We start from the raw sequence: 17,667 nt of genomic DNA on the forward strand, positions 1-17,667 counted from the left end.
GTTCTCCATTCCGATTCGACAGATACCTTTGCAAAACCCTGCGCCCGTGCCTGCCGCACGGTTTTGCTTCACAATGTCAGATCCATGATGCTGCCTTGCCTGCCCTTTGCCATCGCTCTCTCGCTCGCCCTGCACGCCGGGGTGCTGTTTTGGGATGCCCGCAAACTCAGCCTGCCACCGGCTCCGCCGCCGATCGAGGCATCCCTGCAGCCACCGGCGCCTTCCCCTGTGCGCAACAACGAGCCGCTGCTGAAAAATACGCTCATCAATGACCCGGCCCTGGTCAAGGCGGTACCCCCTGCCTCACCGGCTGCTCGTGCGCTGCCGCCAACTGTCAGAGCGGTGGCGAGGCACCAGATCGAGGCCGCACAGCGCAAATTGTCGCAGCACCTCTACTACCCGCCCGCAGCCGTCGCCCGCGGCCTCGAAGGCGAAGTGCGCCTGCTGCTGACGATTACCGACGACGGCAGCATCAGCGACGTCGTCATCGCCGCCAGCAGTGGCCATGCCCTCCTCGACCAGGCGGCGGTGAAAGCGGCTTACGCGATGGGGCGTATTGGCTGGGCGAATTCACGCGAATTCATTCTGCCGGTCATCTTCCGCCTGGAGTGAATCCAGCCGACGGCGAAATACCAGGTCCCAGACGCCGTGCCCAAGCCGCCGGCCGCGCTGCTCGAACCTGGTCTGCGGGCGATGTTCCGGGCGCGGCGCATAACCGGATGCCGTATTCTCGAGCAGCGTTTCGGCCGAGAGCACGGCCAACATTTGCTGCGCATAATCTTCCCAATCGGTCGCGCAATGAAGATAGCCGCCCGGCTGCAGGCGGCTGGCGAGCAGCGCTACAAACGGCGCTTGCAGCAGCCGCCGCTTGTGGTGGCGTACCTTCGGCCAGGGATCGGGAAAAAAGATGTGCGCCCCGGCGAGCGACCCCGGCACCAGCATGTCACGCAGCACGTCGACGGCATCGTGCTGAATGATGCGCTGATTGTGCAGGGATTTCTCGGCGACCAGTTTGCACAGACTGCCGACACCCGGCGTGTGGACTTCGATGCCGAGATAGTCGTTTTCAGGATGCAGGGCAGCAATCGCGGCCGAAGTCTCGCCCATGCCGAAACCGATTTCAAGAATCCGAGGGGCCACGCGGCCAAACAGCGCATCGAGATCGAGGCGTGCCGCCGCGTAAGGAACGCCGACCTTCGCCATCATCTCTTGATGATAGCGCTGCTGGGCATTCGACATCCGCCCCTGACGGCGGACGAAGCTGCGAATATGCCCGGCCCGCACCACCGTATTGGCGTCAGTACCTGCGCCCGCATCTGGGTCCCTCTCTGCGCTCATGCCCGCGCCCAAATCAACGCCGGCTTCCAGACCCGCCTGCACGCAGTCCTGCACCGCCATCATGCCTAGGACCCGATCAGGCCGCTGGTCGGTGACGAAGGGTCTGCCGAATAGTACTTGCGCGGCATCCGCCCGGCGAGAAAGGCCTCGCGTCCGGCCTCGACGGCTTTTTTCATGGCGCTGGCCATCAGCAGCGAATCGCGGGCGTGCGCGATGGCGGTATTCATCAGTACCCCGTCGCAACCGAGTTCCATTGCAATCGCGGCATCCGAAGCGGTGCCGACGCCAGCATCGACGAGCACCGGCACCCTGGCGTTGTCGATGATCAGACGCAAGTTCCAGGGATTGACGATCCCCATCCCCGAGCCGATCAACGAAGCCAGCGGCATCACCGCCACGCAGCCGATCTCTTCGAGCATTCTCGCCTGGATCGGATCGTCGGCGCAGTAGACCATCACCTCGAAGCCCTCCTTGACCAGCGTCTCGGCGGCCTTGAGCGTTTCCGGCATGTTTGGAAACAGACTGGTCGGATCGCCGAGCACTTCCAGCTTGCACAATGCATGTCCTTCGAGCAGCTCGCGCGCCAGCCGCAGCGTGCGCACTGCGTCCGCTGCGGTGTAGCAGCCGGCGGTATTCGGCAGAATCGTGAATTGCGAAGGTGGCAGCACGTCGAGCAGGTTTGGCTCGCCGTCATTCTGGCCAATGTTGGTACGGCGAATCGCGACAGTCACAATCTCGGCCCCGGAGGCGTCGATGGCGGCACGAGTTTCCGCGAAGTCCTTGTACTTGCCGGTACCGACGAGCAGGCGCGAGCGGTAGATCCTGCCGGCGACCGTCAGGCTGTGTGGGGAAGATGGCATGTGTCTTTCGCTTGAGAGCAAGTCAATGAGTCTCAACCGCCACCGACGGCAACGACGATCTCGATCCGGTCACCATCGGCCAGCATCGTTTCGCCATGCCGGCCGCGCGCAACGATTTCACCGTTGCGTTCGACGGCGATGCGTTTGCCGGCGTGGTTCAAGGTCAGCACGAGTTCGGCCACCGTCAGCGGCGAAGAAAATTGGCGGCTTTCGCCGTTGATCAGGATTTCCATAGGGCGGAAATTCTAGCACGCAGAGGCCAGAAGAATTCCGGCGGATGTGCGACTGGGCGAACCAACCACCCCCGCGCAAGGCACACGGGGCACAACGGTGCACGGTCCATCCCCATGCTACACTCTCGCGCCATGATACCAAGGAGTGCGCCGAGCGCGTTTCAGGAAGGCTCTACTGCAATGGACATGTTTCGCGGAAACTTGCCGTGCGATATCGCGATGCCAAGTCACACTGGCGGACGCCACTGGGGTGCCAAGCTGTCCGGCAGAGGTACCGATCACCCGTCGAGACGGTTGCAGTGCCTGTGGATGAACCCCTGAAAACCATCTTTGCATGACCAATTTACCCGTTCCCGAATACATCACCTCGGTTACCGAGGTGACCTGGGGCATCGTACTGGTCGCCGCGACCATGGTCGTGCATGGGTTTGGCATGATCCTGACGATCGATACAAGCCGTACCCTAGAGCACAGGGCGAATGGCTCGCATTCCTTCCTTTGGGGACTCGGCAACATCATTCTTGCAAGCTGGCTGATCATGCTGGTGCATCTGCTCGAAATTGCCGTTTGGGCAGCTTTCTTCGTCGTCACAGGGTCCATTCCCAAGTTTGGCACGTCGTTCTATTTCGCGCTCCTGGAATACACGACCCTGGGCAGCAGTATCAATTTGTCTGACGAATGGAATTTGCTTGAAGGCATGATCGCGATTGCCGGCTTGATGACTTTTGCCTGGTCTACCGGCGTCCTGTTCACCATCGTGCAGGGTTTTCAGAATCGCCAACTTGAACTCATCGAGGCGCGCCGCGAGAGGCGACAGGCAATTCTGGCGTCGTCTGCAGAAAGGCGATCAGGAGAAACGGGCTGGCAGAATACGTCCGGCTTTGATCGGCTGCCGAGCGCCATACAGCGACTGCGGCAAGCCGATCTGGTCGGCGTGCGTTTCGCCGCGCATATCTTTATCGCGAGTGGCACGCTTTGGTTATTGCTGCAGATGGGTATCGGGACCAATCCGATCTGGGCAATCAGCGCGATGATCGCCGTGAGCGATCCGAACATGCACGAGGCGATGACCACTTTCCGTGGACGGATTTTCAACACCTTGCTTGGCTGTACCGTCGGTCTGCTGTTCCTGGTCGTCGGCAGTACGAGCCAGTGGAAGCTGCCGCTGGCCATGGCGGTGACCGTCCTGCTTTCGACCTACGTCGTTCGCGTACCGGCGATGTGGCGTCAGGCACCGATCACTGCCGCGCTGGTGATCGCCTCGGGGCTGATGCATCATTCCAAGGAAGTCGGCATCGAAGACGGCCTGATGCGCGTGATCGAGGTCCTTCTCGGTTGCATGGTCGGCCTGTTTTTCACTTGGCTGATGTCGAGAATCTGGCCAGTGCGCGTTGCCGGCAAGGCAAGCAGTGCGTCAGGACCATAATTGCTTCACCAAGTGACCGGTGATCGGGGTTTAATGTCAAAGTCGCGTCAGCGGCGCAAGAATCTCCCCTCTCCACTCGCGGGAGAGGGGTTGGGGAGAGGGAAATGGTCATGACCTGCATGATCGGGGGCACCTGGAAAAGTCATGACCGTTAGTCACGTTTTTTATCATAAAGGGACCAAGCGAAATGGCGCACCACGAAAACGGCACGCTGCCGAAAACTGACGAAGGCATGGGTCACGAGCGGTTTCTCCAGCTCAAACAGGGCAAGTACTCGGACGGACATCCGCTCGACGAGGTGCAGTATCTCGAGTGCAAGCTGATCCTGAAACCCGATCGTTTCATCGCTGCAAAAGTATTCTTCGAGTACGGAGAACTCGCTCGTCAGACAGCGAAAGAGTTCGGGATTGATTTCTCAAGCAAGGGGATAACCCTCAAGCCACAGGTGCGGGAGGTCGAGTTTTTTGACACCGCCGACTTCCGCCTTTACAACAATGCGTTCATCCTGCGACAGCGCGTCACCTACGAAGACGGTTTTCCCGCAGGAGATCCGGAGATCGTCTTCAAATTCCGTCATCCGGAAATGCAGAAGGCCGCAGACCTGGACGTGCGGCCGCAGATTGCCGGTCACTATCGGATCAAGTTCAAGGCAGAGGCGCTCCCGTTGAAAGATCAGGTCGGGTCGTATCGCTTGCTCTTCTCACACAACGCGCAATTTCCCTTGAGCCAGGAACCCGAAGGCGCACACGCTTTCCTGAGTGGTCTGGTGCGGATGTTCCCGGCGTTGGACTCCCTGAAGCTCGCAGGCGACGACCAGTTGGCATTGGTCAACGGCGCGATCGTCGAAGAGATCCTGCAGGACCTTGGAACTTTCGATTTTGGTCACGGGGTGACCGCCGACGTCAATATTGCGATCTGGCGCGAACGCGGTACGCACAAGCCGCTCTGCGGTGAGTTCGCATTCCAGGCCAAATTCACGCGCCGGGACGAACTGCACGAGAAAGCCATGCAACGCTGCCGTCAGTTTTTCATTGCACTGCAAACGACCGGTCGCGACTGGCTGTCCCTGGGAACAACCAAGACCGGTCTGGTCTACCGGATGAACGGCAATCCGCCACAGGCGCACGAGTGACGGAGCCCATCCAGGCAGGAGAGGGTCATCTGGTGGTGGCCCTGACGGATGACTCCGTATCCGTCATCGCCGGTAGCCTGCCGCAAGCCGAAACGGTTCCTTGACCGCACACATACGAGGCCCCCATGATTGATGACCCCGCACAAGTCACTCCCTTGAGACGGTTTCCGCCAGCGGGTGGGGGTTGATTTTCTGCCGAAGCCGCGCACAACTGCACGCGAAGCGCCTCCTGACCATAAGAAGGAGTCATCAAATGGCGAACTTGAACTTCTCAACGACCAACTGGGCCGCGTGGTTTGCGACCCCCAACCAACTTGCGCAGCAGCTCTCGCAGTCAATGACGCAGGCAATCGTCCTCCTGGACGATTCGGAAATCAATTCCGAGAGACTGACCCCAACCACCTATGCGGCGCAGTTCGACAATCAGGGAACGCTCGACATCAGTGGCCACGGGTTCGATACCGACATCTGGGTCATCGACGAGGTCAGATACTCGGACCCCTCCGGTAACACCTTCACTTTTACCGGCAACCTGCGCCTCGAGAACGACGAGGAAAGCCTCTCGGGAACCCTCTCAAACCTGAGCTTCAGGTTCTTTGGCCTCGAAATGTCAGCCGTGGGAAGCCTCGGCTTCAATGCCAGCGGCAATGGTTTCGGCAGCTACAACAGCATCATGTACAGGCAATCCGGCTGGACATTCGAGTCGGCTGGCAATGTGAACTATCAGGGACTCCAGGCAAGCGGAACACTCGACTATCTGACCGTCACCTCCCCGCAGGGGGATCGGTTTTCGGTGAGCAACTCGGCCAAACTCACTGCTCCGATCCTCAACAGCATCCAGAGCACGGGCAGTGGCATGGGATTCTTTCTCTCGGAGAGCTTCCTCGACGACAACGACACCATCACCGCGAGTGAGCGCAACGACCAGTTCAGCGGATATGCTGGCAACGATATCTTGCTTGGTGGCTCTGGTCATGACACCCTCGTCGGCGGTTCCGGCAACGATACGCTCGATGGTGGCAGCGGCATCGACAGCGCGATGTTCAGCGGCAAGTTCGCCCAGTATGGCTGGAGCACAAGTGGTGACGCCCTCCGGGTACAGGCGAATGCCGGTAGCGACGGCGTAGACACCCTCAGCGGAATCGAGCGGCTCGGCTTTGCTGACCAAAGTCTCGCGCTCGATGTGGCCAACGGCAACGCCGGCACCACCGCCAGAATCCTGGGCGTGGTCTTCGGACCCTCATTTGTCACCAACAAGGCCTACGCAGGCATTGCGCTCTCCTTGCTCGACGGCGGCATGAGTTACGACGATCTGATCGCCCTGGCGCTGCGGGTCAAACTCGGCGAACATTATTCCAACGCGGCAGAAGTGGAAGTTCTTTATCAGAACCTCTTCGGCCATGCACCGACCACCGCCGAAGTGACTTTCTGGTCCGCTGCCATTGATGCCGGCCAATTCTCCCAGGTTTCCCTTGCCAAGGCTGCCGCCAATCTCGACATCAATGCGGTCAACATCGACCTCGTTGGCCTGATGCACACCGGGCTGGGCTACCTGCCATTCACCTGAAAATCACTTGCGAGGCGCGTATTCACGACGATCTGCCCGGCTTTTGCCCTGTCATGAGATCCGGCAACCGCTGATTCCTCGGTGGCCCGATCAGGCTTGGCGCCACCCAGGCTTCTTCAGTACGTGCTCGTAGTCGCACTTCAAACCATCGTGATCCACTTGAAGGTACACCCGCAAGGGGCAAGCATGCCTTTCTTCGACGCTGTAGGGGCTGAAGGTCCGACAGCGAGCGTACAGCAGGAGTCAGAACAGATGAAAGAAACCGTGATCGGTGTCGTCGGGCTGCTCATTTTTGCCGCCCTTGCCGTCACCGTCCACCAGAACCAACGGCGCTTCCACAAGCCCTTGTTGACCACCCACTACCAGGCGGTGATGCTGACTGACGGCACGCTGCTGCACGGACGACTCGACCATCTGGGCACCGATTTCCCTGTTCTGCGCGAAGCGATGACGGTGCGCGCAATCGTTGACCCGACTTCGGGGGCAATCAGCCACAAGATCATGCTGCGCAAGAGCGGGGACCACGGTGCCGATCATCTGATCCTGCCGGCCACGTCGATCCTTTATGTCGAACCCGTGCAGACCGATTCCACAATCGGACGGGCGATTGCGCAAATTCACTCGCGCTAGCACCTCGTATGGAAAGGGAACAGCCCATGGTCTGGATACTGGCCGTTGTCGTGCTGCTTGTCATGCTACTGGTAATCCGCCATTTCCGGTCGGCAGGGCGTTTTGCAAAAAGCGAGGCCCTGCCCGACGCAGTGGCAAAAGCGGAAGCCTACTTCAAGTCGATGTTTCCGGACCTGCAACCCTGGTACCACCCGCAGAAGCTGGTGGAGTTCGTCTCGGCGCGACGCCGGCGCCGCGCTGCCGCCAGCCAACGCGGTGAGCAATGGGAAAATCCGCCGGGGCTGGGCGTGGCCATGGCGCGGCTGAAGCGTCATGGGGGCCGGGAACGGGTTCGCCTGGCCGACACCAACGGTACGCCACTGACCGAGTTTGTCTATGAGGATCACCCCGGCGGTGGCGTTTTGCGCGTCGGCAAGGGCAAGTTCGTATTGCGCCTGCAGGATGCAACCAACCCCGAGGTCCGCTACTGGCACCCGGAGCGCGAATTCACCTGGACGCGCAAGGGAGGCTGGCGCTTCACGACTCGGGTCGCCGAGCAGTCGTTCGACGCCGACGACCATGGCGTCCGCTGGTCCAGCGACCGGGACAGCCGTTCGTCCTCATCGTCGTCGGGCAGCCGCTTCGATGACGACAGCAGCCAAAATGGCTGGTCCAGCGACCGGGAGAGCCGTTCGTCCTCATCCTCCGGAGACACCGCGCGGATCGCTTCCGCCGGCATGCTTGCCGCTGGCGGCGCATTCGGCGGTGCCGGTGCTTCCGAAAACTGGGATCGGAATGGCGCGGCCGAGACCCGCGAGGCGAACGATGCCACAGCTTCCAGCACAGCCTATTGACGACCTGCGATGAACTGATCCAATGAAGGCGTCAAGCGATCCACTGCTGGCACGCACCGTCGCGGGCCTCCTGCCAATATGCGACCGGCGTGAACCACTGCGAGTCCTGGTGGCATCGCTGGCGCTCGGGGGGGCCGAGCGGATCGTGCTCGAATGGCTGGGCGCCGAAGCAGCACGAAAACGAACGATCGAGCTGGCCGTACTGCACCCACGACGGATCGAGTGGACGCCGCCCACCGGAATTGCTCTGCGCATGCGCAGCCAGCAGACACCGACCGCATTTCTGACAGAACTGGCCGTGCAATGGCGAACGGCGCGTGCACCGGTATCGGTGCACCTGGTCAATGATGAACTGATCGACATCCTGTGGAACGCCGGGGTGCAAACCGTGCCGGTGGTACACAACGCGCGCGCCGGCTGGCGCAACGACCCGGTGCGCTGGCGGCCGGCACAGGTGCCGCTTGCCGTCGCCTGCGCCGACGCGGTTCGCCAGGAGATGCTGGCCGATGGCTGCCAGGTGCCGGTCATGACGCTGCGCCACGTGCCGGCACTCGACCCGGCGGCAATCGATCCGGCCCTCCGGGCACGGGTGCGCGCACAGTTGCGTGTCGGATCCGATACCCTGCTGGTGGCCGCGGTCGGCGCCTTCAAGGCGCAGAAGGACTACGCCCGTGCGATCGACGTCATGCGCCACCTACGGCGGCGGCGCGAGGCGGTCCTGCTGATTCTTGGCGGGGCGCTGGATGGCGACGGCCTGGCTGAACTCGACCGCGTCGTGTCGCGGGCGTGTGCGGCCGGACTTGTGGATCACTTGCGGCTGCCCGGCTTCGTGCAGCCGATCGGACCCTACTATGCGGCCGCCGACGTACTGCTCAACGTCAGCCGCTTCGAAGGCTTCTCCATGGCGGTACGCGAAGCGCTCGTCGCCGGTCTGCCGGTGCTGGCGACCGCCGTCGGCGGTCAGGGTGAACGGGCGCACGCCGGGCTGCACCTGCTGTCGCCCGACGCGCCCGACGCCCTCATCGCCGCGCACCTGGCCGCACTGCCGGTGCGTGCTACGCTGACCGGCGAGTCGTTGCCGCGCGCACCGCGTCTGTGGTCGCTGACCACGGCCTGGCAAAGGCCCGGCACACGCCGTGTCGAGACGCTGTTCATCACCGCCAACCTGAATGCCGGCGGCGCCCAGCGCTCGCTGGTCAACCTGGTCACGCAGATCGCCGCGCAGCATCCGCTGGCCGTGGCGGTCTGCGGCGAAACAACCCAGACGGCGTTTGCCAACACCCTGGCGCAGCATGGCATCGAGACCTTCCGGCCGGCAGCGCAGGTCGATCCGTATGCACTCGCCGAATCGCTGCTCGGCTGGGCCGGGGCGCACGCTCTCCGGACCCTCTGCTTCTGGAATGTGGACCCGAAAGTCAAACTCCTGCTGGCGCGCTGCGCACCGACCGAACTGTGTCTGATCGATGTCAGTCCGGGGCATGACGCGTTTGTGGAACTGGACGGGGCAGCCGACTTCGCCGCCGCCATCGACCTCGATGCGGCGGCTTACTACGCGCGGCTGGATGTGCTGGTCCTGAAGTACCACGCGACCGACACGCCGACCTGTCGGCGCACAACGGTCATTGCCAATGGCGTGGCGACCTCCGCGCGCGCGGTGCCGGCACCGGCAGTGCCACGCTTTCTGGTGAGCGGGCGAATCGCGCCGAGCAAGCGCCTGCAAACCGTGCTGGCGGCCTTTGCGCAAGTACAACGCGATCAACCCACTGCCGAACTGCATCTCGTCGGCCAGGCCGAAGCGCGACATGCCGCCTGTCTGGCCGAACTGCGCGCGCAGGCGTCCGGGCTTGCGGTGCACTTCCGAGGCGCGGACCCCACCACGAGCTACCTCTGCGAACCATTCACCGCCGCCATCGTGCTCGGGACCCACCAGGGATCGCCCAACGCCGTTCTCGAGGCCATGGCGGCCGGCCTGCCGGTCATCGCCAACGCCAGCGGCGGTACCGGCGAGATCGTCCGTTCCGGCGAGACGGGCTGGCTGCTCCCCGAGCACTGCACGGCGGCGGAACTCGCCACGGCCATGCGTGAGTCTTTCACGCAGCCCGCACGGTCAGCGTTGCTGAGCATCGCCGGCCGCGCCTACGTGCGCGCTCATCATGGCCTGGAGACGATGGCAGCGCGTTACCTCGACCTGCTCAGATCCCCGGCTTCCTCTCGTCCCCGATGAGGTCAGCCGCCTTCGCGACCCCGCCGGCGATCGCGATCGTAGATCTCGCGCCCGGCATCGCGAATGTCGCGACGCAGGTCGCGACGCTCATCCGGGCTCAGGCGACGCGCCGGTGCGTCATCACCGCGGTGGCCGTCGCGCACCTCCGGGCGGTCGCTGGCGCGCCTCTCTCCAGCCGGCGGATGCCGATCGTAAGCACGATCGGCCTCCTTGCCGGCGTACGCCGGCAAGGAGGCCGCCAGCGTACCCAACAGTACCCCGGCAATCCGAGTCGCGATGTTCATTTCTCACTCCGCAATGGCTGCTGATCGACCCCCCCCGGCCACGGCAGCGCGCTCGCTTGCCGCTCAGGTGCCCATCAGGCCCTATTCCCCGTGGTAACGGCCGCGCCAGTCGCCGTCGTGCTTCGAATGATAGATGCGCCGCGACGCGTATTCCAGATCATTCTGCAGATCGGCGAACTCCCGGCGATTCAGATAACCATCGGCCAGATACGCCCGCTCCTTGGCCGCAATCGCCCTTTGCCCGGCCATCAGCTCGCGCATCTCGCCGCGGGTCAGCTGGCCGGACTGCCGGATGCGGGCGTGTTGGCGCTCCTGACGAGCGTCGATGTCACCGCTGCGGAAATGTCCACCCCAGGGTGCCGGCGCGGCGGGATAACGCTCGGGCGGGTAATGACGTTCGCCGGCGTACTGGCGAACCTCTCCGATGTGCGCAGTCGGACGGGGAGGATTCTGCCATTCCCCCGCCATTGCAGGGTTTCCGCCGAGCATCGTGAGTACGGCGAGCAACCCCAGACCTGATGAGCATGATACGTTCATTTTGTGTTCTCCTTTCCAGAGGCACCCTGCGGGGCCATTGATCACTGCAAACGGCAGCGCGACGGTGAGCAGTTTCACCGTTGAATGTAAGCAGACGATGAGCCGCCGGCGCCGTTTTGTAAGGAATTGTTGTAAATTGTTGTAAACAATTGTTTCCGGCGCATCCGCACTTGCATCGCCACTCTCGATCCGCGTTAGCATTGCATACATGAACGAAAGGAAAGATCGCATCCTGATCGTCGACGATGATCGGCGCCTGCGCGACCTGTTGAGCCGGTATCTTGTCGAGCAAGGCTTTGCCGTCAAGGCAGTGGAAGACGGCGAGACGATGAACCGCGCACTCGCCGCCGAGCTGTATGCCCTGATCGTACTCGACCTGATGCTCCCGGGTGAGGATGGCCTGGCGATCTGCCGGCGGCTGCGCGGGCAGGGAAACATCCTGCCGATCATCATGCTGACCGCGAAGGGTGACGAGATCGATCGCATCGTGGGCCTCGAAATGGGTGCCGACGACTACCTGGCGAAGCCGTTCAACCCGCGTGAGCTGGTCGCCCGGATTCACGCCGTGTTGCGTCGGCGACCGCCGGCGGGTCCACCCGGCAGCCCCGGCCAGGCGGGTGAGGTGCTCGGATTCGGCCGCATCCGCTTGAATCTGGCGACCCGCCGCATGCAGCGCGACGACCAGGAGATCCCGCTCACGACCGGCGAGTTTGCCTTGTTGAAAGCGCTCGTCAGCCACCCGCGACAGCCGTTGTCACGTGACACGCTGATGGAACTCGCCCGTGGCCGGGAATACGAAGTCTTTGACCGGGCGATCGACGTCCAGGTATCCCGCTTGCGCAAGCTGATCGAGGATAATCCGACGCAACCACGCTATCTGCAGACAGTGCGGGGTTTCGGTTACGTCTTCGTCCCGGACGGACCAACCAGCCCCGCTCCCTGATCATGCGCAACGCTCAATGAGGCTGCTTCCGCGCACCTTGCTATGGCGCGTTTTTCTGCTCGTCGCACTGCTGCAACTGCTGGCGGTGCTCGCCTGGTCGGCGATCTACCGCCACTTCGCGCTCGAACCACGTGCCCGGCAGACCGCGCAGATGGTGGCCAGCGTGATCAATCTGACCCGTACCGCCTTGCTCACCGCGGCGCCTTCCTTGCGGCGCGAATTGTTACTCGAGCTTTCGGAACGCGAAGGCATCCGCGTCTACCCGGCGGAAGACGACGACCGCATCGCACCGCTGCCGGACGAGGCCTTGTTGCAACAGATCGCCGTCGAAGTACGCCGGCAACTCGGCACCTCGACCCGCCTGAGCCTCGAACGCGACGAGATGCCCGGTCTGTGGATCAGTTTCGCGATCGACGACGACGACTACTGGGTGATGATGCCGCGCGAGCGCCTCGACCAGACGTTCCCCGCGCAATGGCTCGGCTGGGGCGTCGCTGCGCTCGGTTTGTCGTTGCTTGGGGCCTACCTGATCGTCTTTGGAGTGACGCGACCACTGAAACGACTCGCCCGCGCCGCAGCAACGATCGGTCGCGGCCGCTGGCCGCAACCACTACCGGAACAGGGTGCCGACGAGATCATGCTGGTCAGCCGGGGCTTCAACCAGATGTTGCGTGACCTGCAACAACTCGATCACGACCGCAACCTGATCCTGGCCGGCATCTCGCACGATCTGCGCACACCGCTGACGCGCCTGCGGCTGGGCATCGAGATCAGCGACCTCGATGCGAGCGACTGCGCAGCAATGAACGAAGATATCGAGGAAATGGACCGGGTCATCGGCCAGTTTCTCGCCTTTGCCCGACACGATGCCGGCGAGCCCTTGCAGATCCTTGATTGCAGCGCCCTGCTTCAGGAAATGGCCGACAGCTATCGCCGCCGTGGCGCGCTGGTCGAGATCCGGCTTGCCACACCACTGCCCGAAATCGCCGCGCGCCCCCTGGCACTGCGACGCCTGTTGAGCAATCTGCTCGACAATGCCCTGCAGTATGCCGGTAGCGGACAGGCGCTCGAACTCGCTGGTGGAATCACCGACGGCCGCCTCTATCTTGAAGTGCGCGATCGCGGTCCAGGCATCCCGGCGGAACAGTGCGAACGGCTCAAACGCCCATTCACCCGCCTCGACGCGGCACGCAGCCACAGCAGCGGTGCCGGCCTTGGTCTGGCCATCGTCGACCGCATCGCCCGCGCCCACGGCGGCGGTCTCGACCTGCTGCCAAATCCGGGCGGCGGCCTGATCGCGCGCGTCGAATGGCCCCTTGTTTCCCCGACCAGCAGCGCTGGCTGAAGCCGGTTCGGGCAGCGCGGTATGGTCACGCCGGTGGCCCTGAATTTCCTGTCCCTGGGGGCAACTCTCCGGCAGGCCGATGATCGGAATCATGGGGAATGAACGCACACCGCGCGAATTCCTCGAAGCCCTTGGCCGGCAGCGGGCGGCTGAACAGGTAGCCCTGATAGACATGGCAACCCTGGCCGGCTAGGAAATCTCTCTGAGCCTCGGTTTCAACGCCCTCTGCAATGACCGCCAGGCCCAGACTTTCTGCCAGGACGACGACCATCCGGGCGATCGCGGCATCGTTGAGGTCGGTGAGGATGTTTCTGATGAAACTCTGATCGATCTTCAATTGATCGAGCGGCAAGCGTTTCAGGTAAGAAAGTGATGAGTAACCGGTACCGAAATCGTCGAGCGAAAAGTGAACGCCTTTCGCCTTGATGATGGTCATCTTGGTAATGATTGCCTGCACGTCGTTCACCAGCAGGCTTTCGGTCAGCTCCAGCTTGAGTCGTTGCGGTTGGATTCCGCTACGGGCCAGCGCCGCCAGCACCTGATCGACAAAGGCATCATCGTGGAACTGACGAGCGCTTACATTCACCGCCAGGGTGAGACCGGATAGTTCGGGTCGGGCGGCCCAGGCCGCCAGTCGATCGCATGCGGTCTCCAGCACCCATTGGCCAATGGGAAGGATCAGTCGGCTTTCCTCGAGGAGGGGAATGAACTCGGCCGGCGACACCAGGCCACGCTCCGGGTGCTGCCAGCGCAACAAGGCTTCGGCACCGACGACCCGGCCGGAGGAATCCACCTGTGCCTGGAAATGAAGAAGGAACTGCTCCTTCTGGACAGCTTCGTGCAGACTGGCTTCCAGAGCCGCGCGCGCCGTCACCACCGCCTGCATCGTCGGGTTGAAGAAGCGCAGGGTATCGCGGCCCGCCCTTTTGGCGTGGTGCATGGCCGATTCCGCTCGCTGCAGCAGTTCATCGACGACCTCCTGGCGATCGGCGAACAGGGCAATGCCAATGCTGACCGTGCTGTGGTGCGCGTAGCCAGCGAGCGGATAGACCTGACTGAGCGTGGCGAGAAGCTTCTCGCCAACGCTTTCGGCCTGTCTTGCCGCCTCCTGGCCGTCGTCGCTCAGATCTTCGAGCATCACCACGAATTCGTCACTGCCAGGGCGCGACACCGTGTCACTGGCACGCACACAACCCGCCAGCCGCTGGGCGACCTGTTGCAGCACCAGGTCGGCCTGGTCACGACCGACGATGTCGTTCAGACTCTTGAAATTGTCGAGATCGATGAACAGCAACGCGCCGCCGCGACCGGTTCGCGCACTGGCAATCAGTGCGTGCTGCAACCGGTCCAGGAGCAGTCGGCGGTTCGGCAGATCGGTGAGGGAGTCGTAGAAGGCCAGATGGTCTATTCTTCGCTCTGCCGCCTTGCGCTGGGTCAGGTCGGAGAACACCGCCACGTAGTGCGATACGATATTCTGCTCATCAAATACGGCGGTTATGCTCAGCCACACCGGAAAGATTTCGCCGTTCTTGCGACGGTTCCACAATTCGCCTTGCCAGTGAGTCTCGACTTGCAGCGCCGTCCAGAGCGTTGCATAGAATGCCTCGTCCTGGCGTCCAGAACTGAGAATGCTGGGCGTCCGGCCCACGATTTCGTCGACGCTGTAACCGGTCACCCGGGTAAACGCGCCATTGACGGCCAGAATCCGCTCATCGGCATCGGTGATCATGATGCCTTCCATCGCGTTGTCGAAGACTTCCGCCGCCAGCTTGAGCTGCTTCTCGGCGGCGCGCCGAATGTCGATCTCCTCGTTCAGAGTCCGGTTCATTTCATTGAGGGCCTGCGTCCGTTCCTGAACCCGGCGGTCGAGTTCCCGGTTGGCCAATTCGACACCTTTCAGCGATTCCTCCAGCTCGGAGGACTGACGGTCGATAATCCCCTGGGCGCGCGCCACCAGCAGATAGAGCCCGCCGTAGAGCAGCGCCAGGAGACCGAAGACAATGCCGATGACGATCAGGCGGGTCTGTTCCAGATGGGCGACGAAAGTGGTGACGTCGCCGTAGATCTCGATCACCCCGACAACCCGCCCGCTCTCGTCGCGAACCGGCAGATAGGAGGAAATGACGTCGATATCGGTGACCGTGCCCTCGAAGGTGTCCATCGTGTCACGATGGTTCAGAACGCTCTCGACCCTCCCCGCACGCGCCGCCAGGAAGCCGGCATTGCCGCTCTTGTCCTCACCGGTCTGCCGGGTATCGGTGGAAAATACCGTGACGCCGTTCAAGGCGTAGACCTTGACCTTGACGACATCCGTACCTTTCATGTGCTGCGCGACCAGTTCCTGGAGGTGAGTGTCCTGTGCGCGTGCGCGCAGGGCATCGGCCGTTGCGCCGGCACTGTCATCGACGAGGATGGAAAAGTGCGGCCACAGCGCGTTGGCAAGGGCATGAGTCAGGACGACGTTGCGGCTTTCGGCAAGGTCCTTGAGGTCGTCCAGGGCAAGATGCTGGTAGCTCCAACCCAGCACCACGGCAGTAAGAACCGTACACAGCAGGCTGCTCAGCGAAAAATACCGCTTGAGCGCGAAACGCGCCCGCCCCTGGCCTTCGATGCTTGCGTGCTCCACCCTGTGCCTCCTGCCAAGCGTTGTCCATCGACGATTATTGCTTCCAAGAGTATGGCAGGACGTGCGAAGAAGCACGCGAACGGTCAGATTTCCTGGTACTCCTGGTCCGTAGCCCAGACGCAAAAAGGCCTTGCCCTCGGGCAAGGCCTTGCTCTCGACGCCAGATGGCGGCGCCGTATCACGATCACCTACTACAGCTTCGGTTGTTCGACGACCACCGCCACCGTGATCGTCGCCATGACGTCGCCGTGCAGAGCCACTTCCAGTTGGCTTTCGCCAATCACCTTGAGCGGGCCGGCTGGCATGCGAATAGCCGATTTTTCGATCTCGAAACCAAGCGCGCGCAGCCCGTCGGCAACGTCAAAGTTGGTCACCGAACCGAATAGGCGGCCGTCGACGCCGGCCTTGCGGGCGATCCGGACGACCGCTCCGCCCAGCCTTTCTGCATACGCCTGTGCCGCCGCCAGTTTTTCACGAGCGGCATTCTCCAGCTCGACCCGCTTGACCTCGAATTCCTTCAGGGCGGCCGGCGTGGCGCGCTTGGCCTTGCCCGTCGGGATGAGGAAGTTGCGGGCGTAGCCATCCTTCACCTTGAGCAGATCGCCGAGGTTGCCGAGGTTGGCGACTTTTTCCATCAGAATGATTTGCATCGTCGTCTCCTCGGTTTACTGATGATTGTCGGTGTACGGCAGCAGCGCCAGGAAGCGGGCACGCTTGATGGCCACTGACAGCATCCGCTGATAGCCGGCCTTGGTGCCGGTCAGCCGAGCCGGCATGATCTTGGCGTTCTCGGCGATGTACTCCTTGAACAAATCGACATCCTTGTAGTCGATCTCTTCCATTTTTTCAGCAGTGAAGCGGCAGAATTTGCGCCGCTTGAACAGTCCGCTGCCACGCTTCTTGACGTTCTTGTCATCCTTCTTTTTGAAGAACCTTGCCATCTTGATTTCCTTCAACAAATTCGATCGTGGTGATATGCAGTCTTGGCTGCCTGCTGTTGCGGCTCCTGGCCGCGAGAAAGCCCGTCAGTTGCAGGGCTGCTCCGGGACTGGCCGCCTGCAGCCACTGGGCCGTTGCGCCCAAGGCAATCGCCTGGATTTCGTATTCGACACGGCGGCGGCTACCGGCTTCAAGCTGCTCCGACTGATGCCCGATCAGACATTCCATGACGGGCACGCCGGCCGGCGTAAAGCGTAGCGCCTTGCGCTCGATCAGGATTCCGCTGAGTTCGACGCGATTCAGCAGTGCCTCGACAATCAGGCCAATCAGGCCGTCGGCTGGGTGGTTTCGGTTGGCGCCGGTTCTCGGACTTCAAGCAATGACCTGGATTTCTCATCCTTCATCATCGGGGACGGTGTGCTGACCGCACGCTTGGTCTTGATCGTCAGATGCCGAAGAATCGCGTCGTTGAACTTGAAGCCATGTTCAAGTTCGGTCAGCGTTGTGTCATCGCACTCGATGTTCATCAGAACATAATGCGCCTTGTGCAACTTCTGGATCGGATAGGCGAGCTGACGGCGTCCCCAGTCTTCGAGACGGTGAATCTGCCCGGCGCGGGCAGCGATCAGTGATTTGTACCGCTCGACCATCGCCGGGACCTGCTCACTTTGGTCCGGATGGACGATTAGAACGATTTCATAATGGCGCACGAACACTCCTTCTGGATAAAGCCCCCCGCCATGCGAACAG

General features: G+C 62.2%; 19 protein-coding genes. 9 read left to right on the forward strand and 10 right to left on the reverse strand.

What is annotated here, in order from left to right; genetic code table 11:
• Positions 1 to 84: 84 nt before the first annotated feature.
• Positions 85 to 612, forward strand: coding sequence for a TonB family protein (locus V5B39_RS05210; RefSeq protein ID WP_332341863.1), 528 nt, complete (start codon positions 85 to 87; stop codon positions 610 to 612).
• On the opposite strand, the gene trmB is transcribed toward V5B39_RS05210, so the two are convergent.
• The 3 genes from trmB to thiS form a co-directional block, all read right to left on the reverse strand.
• Positions 571 to 1,338, reverse strand: a complete 768-nt coding sequence (gene trmB / locus V5B39_RS05215) for a tRNA (guanosine(46)-N7)-methyltransferase TrmB (RefSeq protein ID WP_332341864.1) — start codon at positions 1,336 to 1,338, stop codon at positions 571 to 573. The genes V5B39_RS05210 and trmB overlap by 42 nt on opposite strands.
• A 65-nt stretch (positions 1,339 to 1,403) precedes the next feature.
• Entirely contained in the window at positions 1,404 to 2,198 is a 795-nt protein-coding gene (locus tag V5B39_RS05220) for a thiazole synthase (protein ID WP_332341865.1), read from the reverse strand.
• A gap of 32 nt (positions 2,199 to 2,230) precedes the next feature.
• A complete protein-coding gene (gene thiS / locus V5B39_RS05225) occupies positions 2,231 to 2,431 on the reverse strand; it encodes a sulfur carrier protein ThiS (protein WP_332341866.1) in 201 nt (66 codons plus the stop codon).
• Between the two features lie 334 nt (positions 2,432 to 2,765).
• Between thiS and V5B39_RS05230 the strand changes: the two genes are divergently transcribed.
• The 6 genes from V5B39_RS05230 to V5B39_RS05255 all read left to right on the forward strand — a co-directional run bounded on the left by V5B39_RS05230 (position 2,766) and on the right by V5B39_RS05255 (position 10,243).
• Positions 2,766 to 3,857 carry an FUSC family protein gene (locus V5B39_RS05230; protein ID WP_332341867.1) on the forward strand — a complete coding sequence of 364 codons (1,092 nt, stop codon included), beginning with the start codon at positions 2,766 to 2,768 and terminating at the stop codon, positions 3,855 to 3,857.
• Between the two features lie 187 nt (positions 3,858 to 4,044).
• Complete coding sequence (locus V5B39_RS05235) at positions 4,045 to 4,989, forward strand: hypothetical protein (protein ID WP_332341868.1); 945 nt, start codon at positions 4,045 to 4,047, stop codon at positions 4,987 to 4,989.
• Positions 4,990 to 5,242: 253 nt separating this feature from the next.
• Positions 5,243 to 6,556, forward strand: a complete 1,314-nt coding sequence (locus tag V5B39_RS05240; protein ID WP_332341869.1) for a hypothetical protein — start codon at positions 5,243 to 5,245, stop codon at positions 6,554 to 6,556.
• 252 nt (positions 6,557 to 6,808) lie between these two features.
• Positions 6,809 to 7,186, forward strand: coding sequence for a hypothetical protein (locus V5B39_RS05245; protein ID WP_332341870.1), 378 nt, complete (start codon positions 6,809 to 6,811; stop codon positions 7,184 to 7,186).
• A gap of 26 nt (positions 7,187 to 7,212) precedes the next feature.
• Positions 7,213 to 8,019 (forward strand): hypothetical protein, encoded by an 807-nt coding sequence (locus V5B39_RS05250; protein WP_332341871.1) that lies wholly within the window; start codon positions 7,213 to 7,215, stop codon positions 8,017 to 8,019.
• A gap of 22 nt (positions 8,020 to 8,041) precedes the next feature.
• On the forward strand, positions 8,042 to 10,243 hold the full coding sequence (locus V5B39_RS05255) for a glycosyltransferase (protein WP_332341872.1): 2,202 nt from the start codon (positions 8,042 to 8,044) through the stop codon (positions 10,241 to 10,243).
• Between the two features lie 2 nt (positions 10,244 to 10,245).
• Here the strand turns inward: V5B39_RS05255 and V5B39_RS05260 are convergent, their stop codons facing one another.
• Together V5B39_RS05260 and V5B39_RS05265 are read right to left on the reverse strand one after the other, a co-directional pair.
• Positions 10,246 to 10,527 (reverse strand): hypothetical protein, encoded by a 282-nt coding sequence (locus V5B39_RS05260; protein WP_332341873.1) that lies wholly within the window; start codon positions 10,525 to 10,527, stop codon positions 10,246 to 10,248.
• Positions 10,528 to 10,608: 81 nt separating this feature from the next.
• On the reverse strand, positions 10,609 to 11,064 hold the full coding sequence (locus V5B39_RS05265) for a hypothetical protein (protein ID WP_332341874.1): 456 nt from the start codon (positions 11,062 to 11,064) through the stop codon (positions 10,609 to 10,611).
• Between the two features lie 208 nt (positions 11,065 to 11,272).
• Here V5B39_RS05265 and ompR point away from each other — a divergent pair, with 208 nt between their 5' ends.
• Positions 11,273 to 12,007 carry an osmolarity response regulator transcription factor OmpR gene (ompR, locus tag V5B39_RS05270; RefSeq protein ID WP_332341875.1) on the forward strand — a complete coding sequence of 245 codons (735 nt, stop codon included), beginning with the start codon at positions 11,273 to 11,275 and terminating at the stop codon, positions 12,005 to 12,007.
• 16 nt (positions 12,008 to 12,023) lie between these two features.
• Complete coding sequence (locus tag V5B39_RS05275) at positions 12,024 to 13,352, forward strand: ATP-binding protein (RefSeq protein WP_332341876.1); 1,329 nt, start codon at positions 12,024 to 12,026, stop codon at positions 13,350 to 13,352.
• A gap of 25 nt (positions 13,353 to 13,377) precedes the next feature.
• Here the strand turns inward: V5B39_RS05275 and V5B39_RS05280 are convergent, their stop codons facing one another.
• The 5 genes from V5B39_RS05280 to rpsF all read right to left on the reverse strand — a co-directional run bounded on the left by V5B39_RS05280 (position 13,378) and on the right by rpsF (position 17,627).
• The gene (locus tag V5B39_RS05280) at positions 13,378 to 15,978 is read right to left on the reverse strand and encodes a putative bifunctional diguanylate cyclase/phosphodiesterase (RefSeq protein WP_332341877.1); all 2,601 of its coding nucleotides are present in this window, start codon (positions 15,976 to 15,978) and stop codon (positions 13,378 to 13,380) included.
• 191 nt (positions 15,979 to 16,169) lie between these two features.
• Positions 16,170 to 16,628: a 50S ribosomal protein L9 gene (rplI, locus tag V5B39_RS05285; RefSeq protein ID WP_332341878.1), complete on the reverse strand. Its 459-nt coding sequence runs from the start codon at positions 16,626 to 16,628 to the stop codon at positions 16,170 to 16,172.
• A gap of 15 nt (positions 16,629 to 16,643) precedes the next feature.
• Entirely contained in the window at positions 16,644 to 16,919 is a 276-nt protein-coding gene (gene rpsR / locus V5B39_RS05290; protein WP_034923543.1) for a 30S ribosomal protein S18, read from the reverse strand.
• Positions 16,891 to 17,247: a primosomal replication protein N gene (priB, locus tag V5B39_RS05295; protein ID WP_332341911.1), complete on the reverse strand. Its 357-nt coding sequence runs from the start codon at positions 17,245 to 17,247 to the stop codon at positions 16,891 to 16,893. The genes rpsR and priB overlap by 29 nt, the downstream gene beginning before the upstream one ends.
• A complete protein-coding gene (gene rpsF, locus V5B39_RS05300) occupies positions 17,244 to 17,627 on the reverse strand; it encodes a 30S ribosomal protein S6 (protein ID WP_332341879.1) in 384 nt (127 codons plus the stop codon). Before rpsF ends, priB begins: the two co-directional genes overlap by 4 nt.
• Positions 17,628 to 17,667 lie beyond the last annotated feature (40 nt).

It is taken from the genome of Accumulibacter sp. (genome assembly GCF_036625275.1).
Classification (GTDB): domain Bacteria; phylum Pseudomonadota; class Gammaproteobacteria; order Burkholderiales; family Rhodocyclaceae; genus Accumulibacter.